At 64.8% G+C, this 17,427-nt stretch carries 15 protein-coding genes and 2 pseudogenes; 4 read left to right on the top strand and 13 right to left on the bottom strand.

Features of this window, described 5'->3' with window-relative positions:
- Positions 1–291: 291 nt before the first annotated feature.
- The 3 genes from ACIBJI_RS17380 to ACIBJI_RS17370 all read right to left on the bottom strand — a co-directional run bounded on the left by ACIBJI_RS17380 (position 292) and on the right by ACIBJI_RS17370 (position 5,302).
- Positions 292–2,670 carry an FAD-dependent oxidoreductase gene (locus ACIBJI_RS17380; protein ID WP_364347294.1) on the bottom strand — a complete coding sequence of 793 codons (2,379 nt, stop codon included), beginning with the start codon at positions 2,668–2,670 and terminating at the stop codon, positions 292–294.
- 81 nt (positions 2,671–2,751) lie between these two features.
- Positions 2,752–3,906, bottom strand: coding sequence for a polyprenyl synthetase family protein (locus ACIBJI_RS17375; RefSeq protein ID WP_327098620.1), 1,155 nt, complete (start codon positions 3,904–3,906; stop codon positions 2,752–2,754).
- Positions 3,890–5,302, bottom strand: coding sequence for a family 2B encapsulin nanocompartment shell protein (locus ACIBJI_RS17370; protein WP_327098619.1), 1,413 nt, complete (start codon positions 5,300–5,302; stop codon positions 3,890–3,892). The genes ACIBJI_RS17375 and ACIBJI_RS17370 overlap by 17 nt, the downstream gene beginning before the upstream one ends.
- A gap of 143 nt (positions 5,303–5,445) precedes the next feature.
- On the opposite strand from ACIBJI_RS17370, the pseudogene ACIBJI_RS17365 reads away from it, so the two are divergent.
- Both ACIBJI_RS17365 and ACIBJI_RS17360 read left to right on the top strand, forming a co-directional pair.
- Positions 5,446–5,694, top strand: a pseudogene (locus tag ACIBJI_RS17365) (hypothetical protein); the annotation flags it as partial.
- Positions 5,695–5,697: 3 nt separating this feature from the next.
- A pseudogene (locus ACIBJI_RS17360) lies at positions 5,698–6,231 on the top strand (IS3 family transposase); the annotation flags it as partial.
- Between the two features lie 773 nt (positions 6,232–7,004).
- On the opposite strand, the gene ACIBJI_RS17355 reads toward ACIBJI_RS17360, so the two are convergent.
- A complete protein-coding gene (locus ACIBJI_RS17355; RefSeq protein ID WP_364347289.1) occupies positions 7,005–7,853 on the bottom strand; it encodes an alpha/beta hydrolase in 849 nt (282 codons plus the stop codon).
- A gap of 101 nt (positions 7,854–7,954) precedes the next feature.
- On the opposite strand from ACIBJI_RS17355, the gene ACIBJI_RS17350 reads away from it, so the two are divergent.
- On the top strand, positions 7,955–8,341 hold the full coding sequence (locus ACIBJI_RS17350) for a helix-turn-helix domain-containing protein (protein ID WP_364347287.1): 387 nt from the start codon (positions 7,955–7,957) through the stop codon (positions 8,339–8,341).
- 480 nt (positions 8,342–8,821) lie between these two features.
- Here the strand turns inward: ACIBJI_RS17350 and ACIBJI_RS17345 are convergent, their stop codons facing one another.
- From ACIBJI_RS17345 to ACIBJI_RS17305, 9 genes are all read right to left on the bottom strand, one after another.
- Positions 8,822–9,505 (bottom strand): EF-hand domain-containing protein, encoded by a 684-nt coding sequence (locus ACIBJI_RS17345; RefSeq protein WP_396957372.1) that lies wholly within the window; start codon positions 9,503–9,505, stop codon positions 8,822–8,824.
- A 659-nt stretch (positions 9,506–10,164) separates the two neighbouring features.
- On the bottom strand, positions 10,165–10,542 hold the full coding sequence (locus ACIBJI_RS17340) for a DUF4870 domain-containing protein (RefSeq protein WP_364347283.1): 378 nt from the start codon (positions 10,540–10,542) through the stop codon (positions 10,165–10,167).
- Positions 10,543–10,753: 211 nt separating this feature from the next.
- Positions 10,754–10,957, bottom strand: a complete 204-nt coding sequence (locus ACIBJI_RS17335; protein WP_364347281.1) for a hypothetical protein — start codon at positions 10,955–10,957, stop codon at positions 10,754–10,756.
- Between the two features lie 282 nt (positions 10,958–11,239).
- Positions 11,240–11,557 carry a DUF222 domain-containing protein gene (locus tag ACIBJI_RS17330; RefSeq protein WP_364347279.1) on the bottom strand — a complete coding sequence of 106 codons (318 nt, stop codon included), beginning with the start codon at positions 11,555–11,557 and terminating at the stop codon, positions 11,240–11,242.
- 531 nt (positions 11,558–12,088) lie between these two features.
- A complete protein-coding gene (locus ACIBJI_RS17325; protein WP_364347277.1) occupies positions 12,089–12,838 on the bottom strand; it encodes a nucleotidyl transferase AbiEii/AbiGii toxin family protein in 750 nt (249 codons plus the stop codon).
- On the bottom strand, positions 12,835–13,476 hold the full coding sequence (locus tag ACIBJI_RS17320; protein WP_364347275.1) for a type IV toxin-antitoxin system AbiEi family antitoxin: 642 nt from the start codon (positions 13,474–13,476) through the stop codon (positions 12,835–12,837). Before ACIBJI_RS17320 ends, ACIBJI_RS17325 begins: the two co-directional genes overlap by 4 nt.
- A 227-nt stretch (positions 13,477–13,703) precedes the next feature.
- The gene (locus tag ACIBJI_RS17315; protein WP_397084858.1) at positions 13,704–14,516 is read right to left on the bottom strand and encodes an enoyl-CoA hydratase/isomerase family protein; all 813 of its coding nucleotides are present in this window, start codon (positions 14,514–14,516) and stop codon (positions 13,704–13,706) included.
- A gap of 76 nt (positions 14,517–14,592) precedes the next feature.
- A complete protein-coding gene (locus ACIBJI_RS17310; RefSeq protein ID WP_397084856.1) occupies positions 14,593–15,606 on the bottom strand; it encodes a TIGR03617 family F420-dependent LLM class oxidoreductase in 1,014 nt (337 codons plus the stop codon).
- The gene (locus ACIBJI_RS17305; protein WP_397084854.1) at positions 15,603–16,220 is read right to left on the bottom strand and encodes a TetR/AcrR family transcriptional regulator; all 618 of its coding nucleotides are present in this window, start codon (positions 16,218–16,220) and stop codon (positions 15,603–15,605) included. The genes ACIBJI_RS17310 and ACIBJI_RS17305 overlap by 4 nt, the downstream gene beginning before the upstream one ends.
- An 88-nt stretch (positions 16,221–16,308) precedes the next feature.
- Between ACIBJI_RS17305 and ACIBJI_RS17300 the strand changes: the two genes are divergently transcribed.
- The gene (locus ACIBJI_RS17300) at positions 16,309–17,427 is read left to right on the top strand and encodes an NADH:flavin oxidoreductase (protein WP_364347267.1); all 1,119 of its coding nucleotides are present in this window, start codon (positions 16,309–16,311) and stop codon (positions 17,425–17,427) included.

The following is a 17,427-nucleotide window of genomic DNA, read 5'->3' as shown; positions in this document are numbered from 1 at the left end:
ACTTACCTGCGACAGTGTTTCCGCGGGCTAAGGCGACTTTTGGCGTCGCAGGTACGATCCCTCAAAGGCACTATTCGTCGTTCATACGCGATTTCGCGCACACTGAAGACGCACAGGTCAAACGGCTACCCTGGTACAAACCTCTAGCAGCACGAGACCAGGAACCAAGTCGTCAGCGCGCTAAATTCAGCACCGGTCGACGTCGCAATGGTCCGCTTGCCATTTCAACAGTGCGGCAAGCGCCTTCGCCTGGGCGGTGGCAATGCGTTCTCCTTCCACACCGCCGACATATTAGATGTCGATCGGGGGCAGGCCAGGGTAGATGTCCTGCCAGCGGCAGCGACGGCAGTGGAAGTGCCAGTACACGTAGCCGGTCAAGAAGCGGTCTAGGTGCGGGCGTTGCTCGTCAGTGGCGAGATCCAGGATTCGGCGGTAGGCGGCCCGGCCGCCGTCGAGGCTCCTGCGGTAGGCGGCGAGGTAAGGAATGTTCTCCTGTACCGAGCGGCGATAGATCCTGCTGACGAGGAAGTCCTCACCATGCACCGCCTCCTTGTAGAAGGACAGGACGTCATTCATGTCGCTGAGAAACGCCTCACCGGAGCTCAGCGCCGCCGACCAGAATGCCCGATTGCGGTGGGCGCTCAAGCAGGGGTCGATGAACTGAAGTGAGGTGAACCAGAACTGGCCGTAGCCGTTGAAAGTGCGGACGAAGTCACTGTCGATCTCGTCGGACGCTTCCGGCGTGAACTCTGCCTCCATGAGGACGCCGGTAATCGCGTTGTAGAAGAAGGTCTTGTAGACGGCTAGGAATGTCGGATCACAGAACCGCGCGACTTCGGTGAACATGTGCTGGATGTATCCGGTGTACGACGATGATGCGGACTGCCCAGCCAGCATGCCGTCCCGCATGATGGCTTCGGCTTCCACGGGATCGTGGCAGCACACATCGTCGACGTTGAGGGTGAATACCCAGAGGCGGTCGAGGGCAAGGGCGAGCGCGTCGTCGGCGACGGGCACCAGCAGGGCGCGCATCTGCGTGAGGTCCCTGGTGGTGGCAGCGGGAACGGTGACGCCAAAGGCCTCGAACTCGGTGGTGAGCGTGTTGACGTTGGCGCGGACCTGCGCGAGGTTGATGGGCGGGTCGAAGTCCGCAGTGCGGGCGATCATTTCGTCGACCAGGCCGGAGGCCAGGACGCTGGCGACCATCGCGCGGTGGCCGGCGTCGGGGACGGCGGCAAGGGCGCGGCGCCCGGAGAAGTGAAGGACGTCAAGGCCGGGCGGTCGAAGGTGCCTGATCGGAGGGCGGCCTGTCGACGGGAGGCGTACCGCGCGGCCCCGTGGCTTGGGCCGGGACCGGTCCGGGGTTCGATTCGCGGTGTGCACGCTCGGGGATGCTGCTTCCTTGAACGCTGCTTCCGTGAACAGGGTCTCGGCATCCTTGCCGGTGAGTGCCTCCGCCGCCGCGACCCCCGAGGCGCAGCCGGATTCGTGGAAGCCGTCGCCATGGTAAGAGCCCGCGAAGGCGAGGACGTGATCGGACAGCGCGGGCAGGCGGCGTTGGGCCGCGGCGGACCGCAGGGTCATGGTCGGGTGGCGGAAGACCTCACGGGCCAGCACACTGGCCGGATTCACCGGAGTGAAGGGGTCGTAGGTCACCCAGTACGTCGTGGACGATGTCTCACCGCGCATTCGATTCATGTTTGCGTGGGCAGTGAGCGGCGGCAGATGTGGGTTAGTACAGGACAGTTGGATCGCGACACCGGCGCTGCCTGATCCGGTGGGCAGCATGCTCTCGTCCGTGTGCAGCACCGCCTCGAGCGGCGTGTAGTCGAACGCGTTGAGTACGGACCGTTGCTCGGCGGTGGGTTCGGTGAGCAAGGCGAGCGCCTGCGGGGCGTGCAAGGCCAGCACGGCCTTGTCGAAGTGGTGGATGTTCCCGGCGGCGTCCCGGATGGCGACTCCGTCGCCGGTACGGCTGACCGCGCGTACCGGTGTCGAGGTTTTGATCGAGGTCACGGTAGCGGCGATGCGCTTGATGTAGGCCGCACTACCTTCGGACAGCACGTACCAGGATCGGAATGCCTCGGCACCGCCGAGGAGCCCGTAGCGGTCCAGCACGTTGGTCAGATACCCGATGGGGGTGTACCTGAGGTCCGTCAGGAGCCATACCCGCAACCGGGGGTAGACGAAGTGCTCAGCGAAGTAAGTGGAAAACTCTTCCTTGAGCAGAAACTGCTCGAGGGTGGTGTCCGGCTCGGCGTGAATGGCCTCTCGCAGGTGCGACACGAATCGCTTGGAGTCCTCGACGCATCGGTGCCAGACGTGTTCGCTGACGCCAGGTGGGCGGCACGGGAGGCTGGCCAGCTCCATGGGATCGTCGCTGCGGTGGGCGAATCCACAGTCGGAGCACGACACCTCCGTGGACACGTCCACTGGCTTAGTCGCCACTCCGAGGTCCTTCACTAGCCGGGTGAAGTTCGGGTAGTGGATGGTGCTGGCAATCGCGAACGCCATCTCCGCAGGCCAGCCGGGTTCGGGATGCCGGGTGTCGACGTGACCGCCCAGGCGGGAGTCTGCCTCGAACACGGTGACCTCGAACTTGTTGCGCAGCAAGTAGGCCGCAGTCATACCGGACACACCGGAGCCGATGACCGCAACACTCGGAGCCATCTGTATTCCTTCCATATCGTCGAGCGCGATGGGGGTCGCGCGTGAGCGGATATCGGCCCGATCAACGAAACCCACGCCGAACTACAGAGCAGAGGTAGTCACCGTCGCGCGCCTGCCAACAGCTTGCCGCGCGGTGGCGGTGCCGAAACCGTTGGGGCGCACGGGGATCGCCCCAGTGATGTCGGTGATATCCAGTGCCGTCGTGTTGGGCCCAGTCGTGTTGGGCACAGCGCTGAGCCGTTGCGCGATGGACATTAGTTCCGCTGCGGCTTTCGACTCCGGATTCGCCGCCCGTAGACACTTCAGAGCCGCATCGCGTTGGCGCTGCGCTTCCGCACGTGCCCAAGAGTGTCCCCCAGCCTGCTCGATGAGCTCGGCGCAGGTCCGCAGATCGGCATCGTCCAGCGGATCGGCGCGATAGTACAGCTGGGCCAACCGCCTGGCGGCGCTGTTGCCAGTGACCAGGGCGGCCACCACTGGCAGTGACTTCTTGCGGGTACGTAGGTCGGACAGTACGGGCTTGCCGGTGGTGGCCGGATCGCCCCAGATGCCGAGGAGATCGTCGACGAGTTGGAATGCGAGGCCGAGGTGCTCGCCGAACTGGCGTAGCTGCCGGACTCGTTGTGGCGTGGCTCCGGCGGCAATCGCGCCAAGCTCGCACGCGGCGGCGAACAATGAGCTGGTCTTGTTGCCGGCCATCTCGATGCACTCGTCGAGCCGCACGTCAGACCGGCCTTCGAACGCCATGTCGGCGACTTGGCCGTCAACCACCCGCAGCAGTGCCGCATTGAGTCGAGGCACCCCCTCGGTGGCCAGCGGCGGCCTGTCGGCGATGAGAGCCTCAGTAGCCAGTGTTACCAGGGCGTCACCGGCGAGGATGGCTGCAGGTATGCCGTAGACCGTCCACGCGGTGGGGCGGTGGCGCCGGGTGCGGTCGGAGTCTATGACGTCGTCATGCAGCAATGAGGAGTTGTGCGCCAGCTCGACCGCGATGGCCGCGTTGGTCGCGCGTTCGGCGGTGCCGCCGACGGCCCGCGCCGCGAGCATCGCCAAAGTGGGCCGCACCGCCTTGCCCGCACCTTCTGCCTGGGGACGGCCCTGTTCGTCCCACCAGCCGAAGTGGTAGCCGATGACCTGGCGCGTCGCTGGGTTCATCTGGTCCACCGCTGCCTGTAGGCCGGGGGTGATCAGCTCACGGGCGCGCGCGAAGGGGTCCGCATCAGCGGTGGGGGCCATGGGCGCTCCCGAGCTGAACGTTCTCCAGCACGCCCAGGGCGTCCGGCACCAGCACGGCCACCGAGTAGTAGCAGGTGATCAGGTAGTTGACGATCGCCTTCTCGTCGATGCTCATGAACCGCACGCTCAGGCCGGGCTCGTACTCGTCGACCAGGCCGGTCTTGCGCAGACCGATGACGCCCCGTTCCGCTTCGCCGGTGCGCACCACCATGATCGACGTGGTGCGCCGATCGCTGATCGGGATTTTCCAGCAGGGATAGATGGGCACACCGCGCCATGCGGACAGTCGACCGCCGGGGACGTGGATGGTTTCCGGGGAAACACCCTGTCGGGTGCACTCGTCGCGGAAGGCGGCAATGGCATCCGGATGGGCGAGAATGAAACTGGGGTTCTTCCAGACGGTGTTAAGCAACTGATCCATGTCGTGCGGAGTGGGCGGGCCGCTACGGGTGTAGATCCGTTGGCTGAAGTCCGCATTGTGCAGCAGGCCGAATTCCTTGTTGTTGACCAGCTCGTACTCCTGACGCTCCCGCACCGCTTCGATGGTCAGTCGCAGTTGCTGCTCGAGCTGGTCGATCGGTTCGTTGTAGAGGTCGGAGACCCGGGTGTGCACTCGAAGGATGGTCTGCGCGATGTTCAGCTCGTATTCGCGTGGCTCGAGTTCATAGTCGACGAATGTGCCTGCGATGGGAACCTCACCGCGATGACCGGACATGACGTCCACACCGGCCTCGCCATGAGCGTTCTGCGATTTTCCTCTGGTCGCTTGATAGCGCTCCAGCTGGTCGCGCAGTGCCTCGGACTGTTCGAGCAGCTCCTGGAAGGCCGACTTTGGCAGTGACATCACCGTGCAGGCTGTGGTGGCCTTGATCGAGTAATTCCAGGCACTCTCGGGGCCGATCAATGCTTCGTTGCCGAAATAGTCACCGTCGGCGATGATTTCCAGGATCGACTCTTCCCCGAACTCGCCTTCGCTGAGTTTGGTGAGCCGTCCGTGTACGAGCAGATGGAGCTGGTCGGCTTGAGTGCCTGCCGCTACCAACACTTCCCCCGGTTCGTATTCATGTTGGGTGAATCTGTCGGCAAGGGCTTGCAACGCGTCGGTATCGGCGAAATTCCGCAGCCATGGGAGTTCGGTCAGCTCGGCCGGAATGACCTGTACCGCATTGCCGGTGGCGTGGAAGTTCAGTCGCCCGTCGCCCAGCGTGTAGTTCAGCCGCCGGTTGACCCGGTACGCACCACCCCTGGCCTCCACCCAAGGCAACTGGTCAAGCAGCCAGCGCGGGGTGATGCCCTGCATCTGCGGTACGGACTTGGTCGTCGACGACAGCTTGCGCGCGGCCGCTGTGCTCAGACTGAGCTGCCCGGCGCCGTTGTGCCCGTTGAACTCTGGCACGACTCACCACCATTCACAATAGACAGATATAGACGGGACAGACGGTGTCACAATGACCTGATCTCAGCAAGATCGCCAGTGTGTTGCAGGCGATTCGAGCCGATCCCATTCGGTGTCGGTGAACCGCCCTGGGTTTGGTAGCAATGCCGTTAACTTTGGAGGTTTGCTCAGGTCAACGCCGTGGACTGGTGCTGATTCGGTCCGCATGTGAGATCGGCTGTGCAGCAGTTGGTTTCGGACTATGGTGCCGGTTCGTGGCGGAGTTGGAGGCGGCCGGTCGGCTGACTGATCGGATCGGTCTGGGTGTGCTGACGAGGGTTGTGGGTCCGGATCCGGTCGATGAGGTGCTGGTGGCGACCGGGCGGACCGAGAGGCGGCGGCGACTGTTGCCTGGCGATCTGGTCAGCCGGTCGTTCACGCGATCGCGGCCAAATCAGTTGTGGGTCACCGACATTACCGAGCATCACACCCGGGAAGGCAAGGTGTACTGCGCGGTCGTGCTCGACACGTTCTCCCGCCGAGTCGTCGGCTGGTCGATCGACTCGACCCAGACCGCCGCGCTGGTGACCAACGCGCTGGGAATGGCCATCGCCAACCGTTCACCGCGGGCCGGGACGATCATTCATTCCGACCACGGGGTGCAATTCACGCCCTGGGCCTTCACCGACATGGCCCGCCAGTCGGGGCTGGTCCCGTCGATGGGCTCGATCGGCGACTGCTACGACAACGCCGTCATCGAATCCTTTTGGGGCAGAATGTAAATCGAGCTACTGAACCGGCAACGATGGAGAACCAGAATCGAGCTGGCCAACGCGATCTTCGAATACCTGGAGATCTTCCACAACCGTCGACGCCGTCATTCGGCCCTCGGAATGCGATCCCCGATCGAGTACGAGATGATGCAGTCATCCATCCAACCCGTGGCCTAAAGTCCAGTATTCCGACTCCACGAAACCCGGGGAACATCAGCATCGCTACCAAACCCAGGGCGGTTCACTGCCCCCCCTGCGGCGAAGCGATCACCATTGTCGCGCTACTCACCACCCTAGAAGCAGCCCGGCCCAGCATCCCTACAGACAACATAATCGTCCCGCTACACCGCCCAACCTGATAACCTCAAACCCTGCTCCGCCTGGGGAATTTCGGCGAGCAAGTCTGAGGATTCTTCTCAAGCGCTATCACCGTTCCAGCGATCTGCGGGTTCAGCAACTCCGGATAGCGTCCAGGAGTTGCAACACGGCATATCCGTCCGAACGTCAAATCGGATAAACACCCACGATGACCAGGCGTTTTCCGGTTGCCCATGTTTTGCGTGCCCTGCCGAGGGCACAAACCTGCGACAGCGTTTCCGCAGGTCAACAGGATTTTCCGGACAATACCGGAATAGCCGCATTGAGAAATGCCAGGTCAGACGCGGTTCTTGTAGGGCACATCGAACATGGGAACCCACACCGAGCAAATGCGACCGTCCGCGCCGGACAACCGGGCCGACCGACACGAGCGCGTCACACCCCGCCCCCTTTCGATCAACGATGCCCCGCTTCACTGAACTTGTTGCAAAACAACAATATTGAGTCGCACACGCTTCTACACCCCCTGCGCTCTCGACCGCCACCGATCACCCGCTCAGCAGCACTATCGTGCGTTGCTGTAGGGACGTAATATCGGGACTTCGCTTACGGCCGGATCAGGTTCTGGCCCTTCAGGAATCGAGAAAGTCGACGAGTAGCGGCACCAGCGTCGCCGGGCGGTCGAGGGGGATGATGTGACCACAGTCCTCGATCAAGTGCCCGGTCAAGGTGTCGGCGACCGGACGGAGTTGGTTTTCGAGTGTGGTTCCGACCGGGTGGGATCCGATGGCCATCGTCGGCACGGTGAGCCGGGCGGTGTCGACAGCCCGCCGGATCTGCTCAGCGCTGGTGGGCATCGCCCGATAATAGGAGAAAGCGCACCGCAGGGAATCAGTGCCGGTGTAGGCGGCGACGAAGGCATCGCGGGTTTGTGCGGGGATGCCGCGGCCCTGGGTTCCGGTCGTCAGAAACCAGTCGAGGTAATCGGATTCGTTTCCGGCAAGGACTTTTTCGGCAAGACCCGGCACCGCGTGAAAACCGAACCACCAGGGCGGCCCACCGGCTAGAAAGGTTTCGGCACCGGGCAGCGTGCCCAGCAGCGATTCCATGAGTACCAGCCGGTTGACTCGTTCGGGCCGCCGCATCGCCAGTAGGAATGCCGGCGGAGCACCGGCATCGATCGCGACGACGGAGGCGCTGGTTTCACCCAGGGCGTCGAGCAGCCCCTCGGCGTCGGTGGCAAGTGTGCCCGCGTCGTAGCCGTCCTGTGCTCGTGTGCTGGCGCCGAGGCCGCGCAGGTCCGGCGCGATCACCCGGTGTCGTCGGACGAGTGGGCCCATCACCTCGCGCCATAGCTGCCAGGTGTGTGGAAAGCCGTGCAGCAGCAGGACTGCCGGTCCGGTGCCGGCGATCGCCACGTTCGCTTTGATCCCGTTGGTTGCCACCATCCGCACTGTGAGATCTGGCAGTTCGTGAGACATTCGATCCTCCGCTAGCCGGTTACTGATAGTTACTAGCTGACCGTAGGTAACCTGAGGTAGCCTGCCAAGACGGCACTTTCGATACAGGTGGTGAGCTCCAGGTGGCTACCCGAACCAGCACAGGCCAGCGCGGGGATCTGTTCGCTCCGGACTGCCCGACCCGTCGGCTTCTGGATCGGCTCGGCACCAAATGGGTGTCCATGGTGGTGAAACTGCTCGCCGAGGCCGCGCCCGGCGAGGTGCGCTTCGCCGAACTGCAGCGTCGGATGCCCGGCGTATCGCAGAAGATGCTGTCGGTGACTCTGCAAAGCCTGTCCCGCGACGGGTTGGTCGCCCGCCGCGTCGAACCCACCGTTCCCCCGCGCGTTCACTATCGCCTTACCGATCTCGGGCTCTCCCTGGAAAATCCGCTGGCCGCGCTGCGGGCGTGGGCGGAGGAGCACATGGCCGAGATCGACGCCGCCCCAAAACCTGAGGACCACGCATGACCCTCAGGTCGATCCCGGCGATAGCCACGAAGATTCCCACGGTGTGTGGCGGCGTTACGTGGCCGTCAGCGGGTCGAAGACGAGACGGCGCACCTAGCGGCCGTCGCTCGGGTCGATTAGGCGAATGATCCGCTAATCGGCCTTACCGCGCGTTCGACAGAAGGAGTGGATGCTCGGCTGGGTCTGACCCCACCCCTGCCGTCGTCATTCGTGAACATCGTCGAAGTGGGTGTAAGTGGCGACACGCCACCAGGATTCGCGAACAACTGACACCACAGTTCGCGGGCAGAGCCAATCGTTGTCACGGTAGTCGAGTCCGAGCCGGTACTACCTGTTCTGCGACAGGAACGTCACCAGCAAGGACTGTGCAGGCTGGTCGCTGTGTGTCTGCCGCAGAACGGATCCGGGAGCCAGACACGTCCTCAGTGTGCGAGTCTGGTCAACGATATGGAGGCCAACCGCGATTGGCGACAATTGGCGTCAGCCGGGTAGTTTGCCGAGCAGCCAGCTGCCGACACCTTCCGGATTCTCGTCGAAGTAATAGTCGTGGATGGCTTGTAGCAGATCGTCAGTGGTGACTAAGCCGTCGCCGTCGGTGTCGAGCCTGCGGTGGATTTCGCGGGCATCGTCGGCAGGCAGGTGCATGAGCGCCCCCGTCCAGCGGACGTGCTCCTCGGCGCTCAGTTTGCCGTCGCCGTCGAAGTCGGCGATCGCCATGATCGCTGCGAGGAACGGCCGATAGCCCTGTTCGAATGATTCCTCGGTCACCAGCAGACCCTCCGCGAAAGCCTGCTTGTACTCGGATAGATCGACCGATCCGTCGATGTCTACATCGCCCGCCGATGCCAGGCGCCCCCACAACTGCAGGCTCAGTTGCAGCAACTGTTGCGCGGCAGGCGAATCCGGCTCGTGGCCGAACTCCGCGGCTACCGCGCGCGCCGAACTGTCGAAATCGCTGCGCTCGATCCGGCCGTCTCCGTCGAAGTCGAACGTCTCGAACCGCCGCTCCAGCTTGCGCGTCAAGAACTCACTGATCTCCATGGCCTGCCCCATCCACTCGAATCCGATCGCGACATCGTCGGCACCGTGACCGGTCGGCCACCAGCGGAATTCTCCGCTGATCCCGACCGCGCCACGCCACGAATCCCGATTCCCGGCTCTCAACCACAACGCCGTTATTCCAAAGGCTTGCCGCCGTCGACAGTGACGACTCGCCGGCCGGTCTTCGCATCGGGTAGCACCACGTGGTCGCATAGGCAGTGGGTGTGCAACCGGCCGACCGGTGAACACGCCGGTAGGACCGCGGTCTATAGATGAACATTGAGTCAGACGCGCGATCGCCGCCCGGCTGCACAGCGACTCGCTGGAACGCCCACGCAGCGGCATGAGGGTGTGCCGAGTGCCGTTGTTGTCCGGGTGCCTATAGTATTCCCGCCGCGCGGAAGAGCCGGTCATAAATCGCACGTACGGTCTCCTGCTTGCGTGCGTTGTAGTCCATGACGTGCCTAGGCCGTGTCTCAGTAGTGGTTTGTGTTGTGGGGCGCTGGGAAGCGGCGTCCGGCCGAGGTAGCAACTGTAAGTGGATATAGCGGTCGATACCCAACATCAGTCGTGAGCTTGCGGCCATACTCGCCGGATCCAAACGCGTCGTCACCGGCTGGCTGAACACACTCAATTCGGCATTCTCGGACGTTCCACGCGGACGCCAACGGCCCGAGATAGCCTCGGGCCGTTGATCTTCGTACTGTCGCATCTGGCCCGCAGGCAGGGGTGCCGACAGCATCCTCGATGACGAAATCCAGCTGGGGACTTCGAATATGCCGCTACTTGACCGAGTTGGCCAACCGATCGGCATAGGGGGCAGTGAATTTTCCGACGATGGGAAGCTGCGCGCGGACACCGCCGGTGTTGTTCGCCTGGACCATGGCCATGATCCAGACGACGACCGCGAAGACCGCGACTGCGAGTCCGGCGAGGCTGAAGATGATCCCCAGGACTCCGAGGAGCGAGCCGACGATGCTCAGAACAATATTGACCACCGAGACCGCCCCGAAGAAGACGATCGATTGCGAGGCATGGAATTTCACATCGGGATCGTTCTTTCCCACGAACAGGAAGATGATTCCGGTGAGCCACCCCAGTGCGTAGGACAGGATCGCGCTGGTCTTTTTGTCCAAACCGGCGGACTGCGGTTGGTTCATGGGAGATTGAGAAGATGTCATGGGGCAAGTAGATGCCGCGCGCGCCACCTACCGATCCCAGGTTTCAGCCCGAGCCCACAGGTCGCAGGCCAGCCGGCGACCGGGATCCCGGACGTGGTTCTCTCGACGAGACGACTGCCGGCGACCTCGAAACGCCTGGGTGATGGCTCATTACACAATCGAGCACCGAAAGATCCGCAGAGTAGCCGAGTCAGTCTTCGAGCAAGGGTCGCTGGACGGTCATCGTCATGGCGCGGTGCGTTCGGTCGGCCTCGGATCGATACAGCCACTTGCAGGTCGCCTGCACCGCTCCGACCGGTTCGATCAGCGCGGTTGCCGACATGAGCGCGCACAGATGTCTACAACCATGCGGCATTTGCTGGTCGGTCCACATAGGGATGGTTTCGACGATCATCAAGCATCCTCACCGACATGGCCATCCGCGTGAGGCCATTCACGCGAGCATGACAGAACACATCCGGAATTCGGCAGATCAGTGCGTTCGTCCGGTCGAGATGAACTCGGCCCGTTGATCTTTCAGTCCTGCCGCATGGCCGCTTCGAACCGCCCGCCTCCGGTGATACAGCGCCTTTCGGAACGAGCCACAGTGGACGCGGCCCGCGCTGGCGCTTACACGGTAGACGTGCAGTCGGTCCTCGCGGCCCTCCGAACAGAGGTCGAGGCAGCGGGCTCGGCCTCAGCTTGCTGCCGCCAGCACCCTCCATACCTTTCTGGAACGCGAGCGGGCCTGCGGAGCCGCGTATTCGATTCGCTGGCGCGCTTCGTGGGCACTGATACGCAGCAGATCAGTCAATAGGTCCACGGTGTCCCGATAGCCTGTGTCTGCGGCGAGGCTACGACGCTCGGCTTCGGCGACGGCCGCGCGCATGGCAGCATCCAGTCGCCTCCGACGGCGTTCGGTTTCAACGAGGGTGCGCAGCAAATCGACATCGGCCAGTTCCGACCATCCCGGTGCTGGAGCATCGGGCGCCGCCGCGATCGAATGTATGTTCACCTGAACCAGTCTACTCCATTGTCGAACATATGTTCGACAATTCGGCTTGCTGGATTATGCCCGACCCTGGCGTCACTGTCGGTGCGCTGTTGGCGGCCTGGCGGCGCGGCGCATTCGCACGGCATTCGGCAGAAGCGGACATTCGCCAACCGCGCGCCCAGCGGCAGATGCGGACGTTCCCGAACGCGCGGGTCGCGGCATTACCGAGTGTTCGAGCGTGTCCTTCCCAGCAAACCAGCTGATACGAGACACAGACACATTGCGGCACGCCACCGGGCACTGTCAGGCCCTGCCGCCTCGGATCAAACAGTCTCGGCGGATCGTTCGTGGTCCCGTCCAAGTCGGGGGTTACAGTGCTCCCGACATCGTCAATCCATGAGGGAGGGCCCTCCTCCGTCGGCCAGTGCCGCCATGGCGATCGGAGCGACAGACCGTCAGGCGTTCGAACCCGCCTTGTCCCCATGACTGCAGGCTGTGGATCCATCTCCCCGACGCACGAGTCTTATTCCCGATGCTGGTCGAACGCACCGGTCATTCCACAACTCGCGCCCAGGCGTCTCGAACCGTGGCCAGCGCAGTCTCAGCCGTAATCACCAGCCGGGTCTGCCCGGCCAATTGGGTGTTCCAGTCGTCTTCGCCCGGTGCATGATCGAACAATTGCGGGCTGGGGAACCGGTTTGTCGGACCGTATCTCCTGTACAACGCTCCCGCAGCACTGTCGATCGCGCCGATGCGGCTCAGTGCCCAAAGGTCCCAGAGGTCGCGTGATGCGCGCCGGTCGTGCCATGTCACCGTCTTCCCTGCAGCAAAGGCCGACAAAGTGGGAACGAACAGCTCGGCCGGCGGCACGTCGCTGTAACGCTGCTCTAGACCGCGGAGTTCGGCAGGCCACACCGTTCGCCCGCGTGCCGACAGCAACTGGATCTTGACGGACACACCGGACGCGGAGCGAAGGTTGGCCAGCCCCGCGTCCGAGACATCGCTCAGCGACGGCGCCCATTCCAGCCGACCGTAGCTCCGCGCGACGGATCGCGGCAAAGCTGCGTCGAGTTCGGCTGCCAGTACCGTTCGGTTGTCCAACGCAACCAGATCGATGTCTTCACTGAGCCTGCCACTCACCAGATGCGTACGGGCAAGAGCAGTTCCGCCGATGAAGTGCAACCGGTCACCGAATCCTCGGCTGACTGCCGCCAGCAGATGGGAGATCAGATAGTCGCGCTCGACCTGCTCCGAAGAAACTCCGAATTGAATTGCGACACTGTCACGTTCGTCGATGCTCATACTCCGCCCCAACTTTCCGCACGTCGAAGCGCCACACCCAGACGCTGATCCGTAGCGAGCTGTGTGAGTCTCGCCGAATCACACCGGCGGTAGAGCGTCTCGATCGCCGAACGAACCTCGGCCTCGGCATTGCCCAGCTCCGGGCGTCGGGCAAGATCGAGCACCGTCTGTTCCGGAGTTGTGACCAGCGCTGGACCCAGTGAAGTTTCGATACGCTCGGCGTCGAGAGCGTCGGTATCTCGGCGGACGAACCGAACCTGTGCCGAACGGTCGGTCAGTGCGATCGGCCGATGCTGACTCGGAACCGCGACAACCGCAGTCGCCAATGCACGAGGTATGGCTCCCAGCAGGCGGGCCGCGCTGATGCCCATGACGACGATCTGATCCGCCCCGTAAATCGATGACGCGATACCCGCGGCCGCCGCCTCGAGACCAGGCAGCCAGGGCCGGCCGATGTAGTCCGGTGGGACGATGATGTAGTAGCCGTGAGCGATGCGGTGCAGCACTCCTCGATCGACGAGCCGCGCGATCTCGGGCCGCGGTTGGGCGTAGATGTCGGCCAAGTCCTGGGGCCGCACAGTTCGAAGCGGTGCCCGCCAGAGCTTACTGGGCAGCGGTGTACTGCGACGCTCGGCCACCAGCACCACCTCCGGAACTATGCATATTGTTGGCTATTACCCAACGAAATGCATACTACCGCAGAATGGCCACTACCTCGTCCACCGCCCGGATTTGTCGGCGGCCCCGTGGTTGCCAACGGACACTGCGCGATCGGCAGCGCTCAGACCGGATACACCTCCACGACGACCAGGCGTTCTCCGGTTGCCCATGTTTTGTGTGCCCTGCCGGCACAACCTTCGGACGGTCAGAACTGTGGTAAGTCCTCCCACTCGCTCGACAGCCGGGCAGACCACGCCGGTTTGCGGCGGCCGAGCCGGGCGCGCATTCCTTCCGCGGCGTCGGGGGTGCCCATGACCCGCAGGTGCAGTTCGGTTTCGAGCTCGGCGACGCGGGTGGGGTCGTAGCCGTGGATCGCGGTGTCCCACAGCAGTCGTTTGCTCAAAGCCGCGGACATCGGTGCGACATTTGCAGCCATGTCGGCGGCCATCGCGAGAGCGGCGGGCAGCACGTCGGCGGCGGGTAGGCAGCGGGTGGCGAGGCCGAGTCGCACTGCTTCCGGGCCGTCGAAAGTCCGTCCCGACAACAGGATGTCGGCCGCGACCGACAATCCCGCGACCTTGGCCACGGTCCAGTGCGCCATCGCGTCGGGCACGACGCCGAGGCGCACCTGGGGAATGGTGTAGCGGGCGGCGTCGGCGACCAGGCGGATGTCGGCCTGCATCGCCAGGGTCAGCCCGATGCCGATCGCGTGCCCGTTCACCGCGGCGATCACCGGTTTTCGGAGGGCGAAGGCGGGCGGGTCGACCGGTGACGCGGAAAATGCCGCGCTGTCGGGCTTTTCGAACGTCGTCGCACCGCCGCCCAGATCCGCTCCGGCGCAGAAGGCCGGGGCGGCGCCGGTCAGCACGATGACCCGGACATCGTCGTCGGCATTCAGATCGCGGTACGCCCGGCCGAGCGCGCGCCCCATCGCGGCGGTGAAGGCATTGCGGCGCTCGGGCCGGTCCAATGTCACCACCGCGACGCCGTCGGCGATGTCGATTCGCACGTCGCTCATGCCTGCGCCTCGCTGACGCTCGGCTCCGGCATGACCGACCTTGTCGGCTGTGTTGATGTTCGCTCGCTGCGCTCGCTCATGCGGCCTGCAATTGCGCGACCAGATCCCTGATGTGTGCGTCGGCGACGGCGTAACCCGGGAAATAGCAACAGATCCGGTCGGCGACGGCACCGAAGCGCGCCATGATCCCGGCGGCGCATTCTTCGGGCGTGCCGTAGACGGCGAGTGTCTCCAGCATCCGGTGATCGATCAGTTCGGTCATCGCGGTGACCTGGCCGCGCTTGGACAGCGTGTTCAGTTCGGGCTGGAGCTCACCCCAGCCCTCGACATCGAGGACCGGACGGTAGGCGGGTGTCGATCCGTAGAAGGCGAGCAGCCGGCGGACGCCGGCGGCGGCGGCCTCGAGTTCGCCGGCGGTCCGGCCCATCGCGACGATCACCTGCGGATAGATCGCCAGCTCCGCGACATCGCGACCGGCGCGCGCCAGGCCCTCGGCGATGGCAGGCTGGGTGCGCTCGGCGAAATGCCGGACACTGTTGAACGGCATGACCAGCAGCCCGTCGGCCACCTCGGCCGCGGTTCTGGTCATGATCGGGCCGAGCGCGCCGAGGCAGATCTCCGGCACGCCATACGGATTGGGGCCTGGGTCGAAGGTGGGCGGCATCAAGGTATGCCGGGTGAATTCGCCCTCGAAGCGCAACGGCGTGCCGTGCTGCCAGCAGCCGAGGATGGCCTTGACCGCCAGCACCGCTTCCCGCATCCGTGCCGCCGGCTGCGACCACTGGCCGCCGTACCGCTTGTCGATGTGCGCGCGGGTCTGCGAACCCAGGCCCAGCCGGAACCGGCCGCGGCTGAGCAGATGCAGATCGTAGGCCGCATGCGCCAGGTGCACGGGGCTGCGCGGGAGAGCGATGGCGACGTTGGTCATCAGGTCGACGGGTTCGGCACCGGTCGCCGCCAGGGTCAGCGGCAGGAAGACATCGTGGGGCCCTTCGAAGGTGAACAGGCCGTCGGCGCCGCACGCGATCAATTCGGCTGCCCGCGAGGCGGCTTCGTCGGGACGACCGTTCAGCTGGAGATCGATCTTCATTGTTCCGCCGTCCTACCCGCGGCCACCAGCGCGTACAGCGCGTCGGCCATCCTCGACACGAACAGCTCGGCCTCCTCGCTGCCACGCGAGAGCGCGTGGAATGTCGTTGTCCCCGCGAGTATCTCGAAGACGAGTTCGGCATCGGCGCCGGGCGCGATCCGGCCGTCGTCGACCGCGCCGCCGAGCAGCTCGGCGAACGCCTTGCGCACCGGGGCCCCGATCGCCAGCAGCCGCCGCCGCGCCTCCTCCGTCTGCGAATCGGCCAGCAGGCCCGGCACTCCGGCTCGCGCGGCGGGACTGTCCGCGCGAGCGAGGAAGATCCGCACCCAGGTCGCCAGGTCGGCCCGCAGGTTCCCGGTCGGCTCGGGCGGCGCGTGCCCGCCCGGACCGTGAATGGCCTCCTCCAGCAGCGCCTGCCGAGTCGGCCAGCGCCGATAGATCGCAGGCGAGTTCACGCCGGCACGCTTGGCGATCGCCACGATCGTGGTCTGCGGGTACCCCACTTCGGCCAGCAACTGCCGTGCCGCGATGAGCACGGCGAGGTCTTTGTCGGCATCACGCGGCCGACCGGGGCGCGGCGAGGTCTCTGAGGTCTCTGAGGTCTCTGAGGTCATAATTACATAGTAACCTGTAACGTTATTATCGCTGTTCGGGTGGGCCCGGCCGATTGCCCGAAAGCCCCGACACTGGCAGGGTGTCGCCGTGGACCCCCTGTTCTCGCCGCTGCGCGTCAGATCGCTGACGCTGCCCAACCGCATCGTCATGTCCCCCATGACCCGGCGGCACTCGCCGGCCGGAGTACCCGGCGCCGACGTCGCCGCCTACTACCGCAGGCGAGCCGACGGCGGCACCGGGCTGGTCATCACCGAGGGCATCGGGATCGATCACCCGACGGCGGTCGACTGTGTGAAAGTGCCTCGGCTGCACGGTGAATCGGCGCTGGCCGGATGGCGCCACGTGGTCGACAGTGTGCACGAGGCGGGCGGCCGGATCGTGCCGCAGCTCTGGCACGTCGGCCCGCTGTGGGGTGCGATGAGTGCGGTGGACCCGACACCGACCCCGCTGCGCCCGTCCGGGCTGTGGGGCCAGGTCGGCCGCACCGGATACCCGCAGCGGTACCTGACCTGGGCTACTACCCCGACCGCCGCGATGACCGAGCGCGACATCGAGGACGTCATCGCCGCCTACGTACGCTCGGCGCGCAATGCCGTCGACGTCGGCTTCGACGGCATCGCCCTGCACGCGGGCCACGGCTACCTCCTCGACGCGTTCCTCTGGGACGCCACCAACCAGCGCACCGACCACTGGGGCGGCGACCTGCGCCGACGGACGAACTTTCCGGTCGAAGTGGTGCGCGCGGTCCGCCGCGCGATCGGCCCCGACCTCCCGATCTTCTACCGGTTCTCCCAGCACAAGCAGCAGGACTACACCGCCCGCATCGCCCGCACCCCGGACGAGCTGGCCGTGATCCTCACCGCCCTGGTCGAGGCGGGCGTCGACGTTCTCGACGCCAGCACCCACCGTTTCGACCAGCCCGCCTTCGACGGCAGCGACCTGACCCTGGCCGGTTGGGCCAAGAAGCTGACCGGGGCGCCGAGCATGGCCGTCGGCAGCATCGGTCTGAGTAAGTCGTTGCGCGAGAACGGCATTCCCGAACCCGCATCGCTCGACGAGGTGTACCGGCGGTTGTCGGACGAGGAGTTCGATCTGGTCGCGATCGGTCGCCTCCATCTGGCCGACCCGGCCCTGGCCAATACCCTCCGCTCCGGCGGCCCGCTCCCCGCGTTCGACCGTGAGCGGCACGCGGGCGTGCTGTTCTGA

The sequence above is a fragment of the Nocardia sp. NPDC050408 genome, assembly GCF_044458905.1.
Lineage (GTDB): Bacteria > Actinomycetota > Actinomycetes > Mycobacteriales > Mycobacteriaceae > Nocardia.
The sequence above is the reverse complement of the archived record's forward strand: the minus strand, read 5'-3'. Positions and strand labels throughout refer to the sequence as shown.

Bases quoted from the DNA above. Each gene is read 5' to 3' on its own strand.
- ACIBJI_RS17315 (WP_397084858.1), bottom strand. From the start codon at position 14,516: ATGAGCGACGTGCGAATCGACATCGCCGACGGCGTCGCGGTGGTGACA.
- ACIBJI_RS17375 (WP_327098620.1), bottom strand. From the start codon at position 3,906: ATGGCCCCCACCGCTGATGCGGACCCCTTCGCGCGCGCCCGTGAGCTG.
- ACIBJI_RS17340 (WP_364347283.1), bottom strand. From the start codon at position 10,542: ATGAACCAACCGCAGTCCGCCGGTTTGGACAAAAAGACCAGCGCGATC.
- ACIBJI_RS17310 (WP_397084856.1), bottom strand. From the start codon at position 15,606: ATGAAGATCGATCTCCAGCTGAACGGTCGTCCCGACGAAGCCGCCTCG.
- ACIBJI_RS17305 (WP_397084854.1), bottom strand. From the start codon at position 16,220: ATGACCTCAGAGACCTCAGAGACCTCAGAGACCTCGCCGCGCCCCGGT.
- ACIBJI_RS17380 (WP_364347294.1), bottom strand. From the start codon at position 2,670: ATGGCTCCGAGTGTTGCGGTCATCGGCTCCGGTGTGTCCGGTATGACT.
- ACIBJI_RS17325 (WP_364347277.1), bottom strand. From the start codon at position 12,838: ATGAGCATCGACGAACGTGACAGTGTCGCAATTCAATTCGGAGTTTCT.
- ACIBJI_RS17335 (WP_364347281.1), bottom strand. From the start codon at position 10,957: ATGATCGTCGAAACCATCCCTATGTGGACCGACCAGCAAATGCCGCAT.
- ACIBJI_RS17355 (WP_364347289.1), bottom strand. From the start codon at position 7,853: ATGTCTCACGAACTGCCAGATCTCACAGTGCGGATGGTGGCAACCAAC.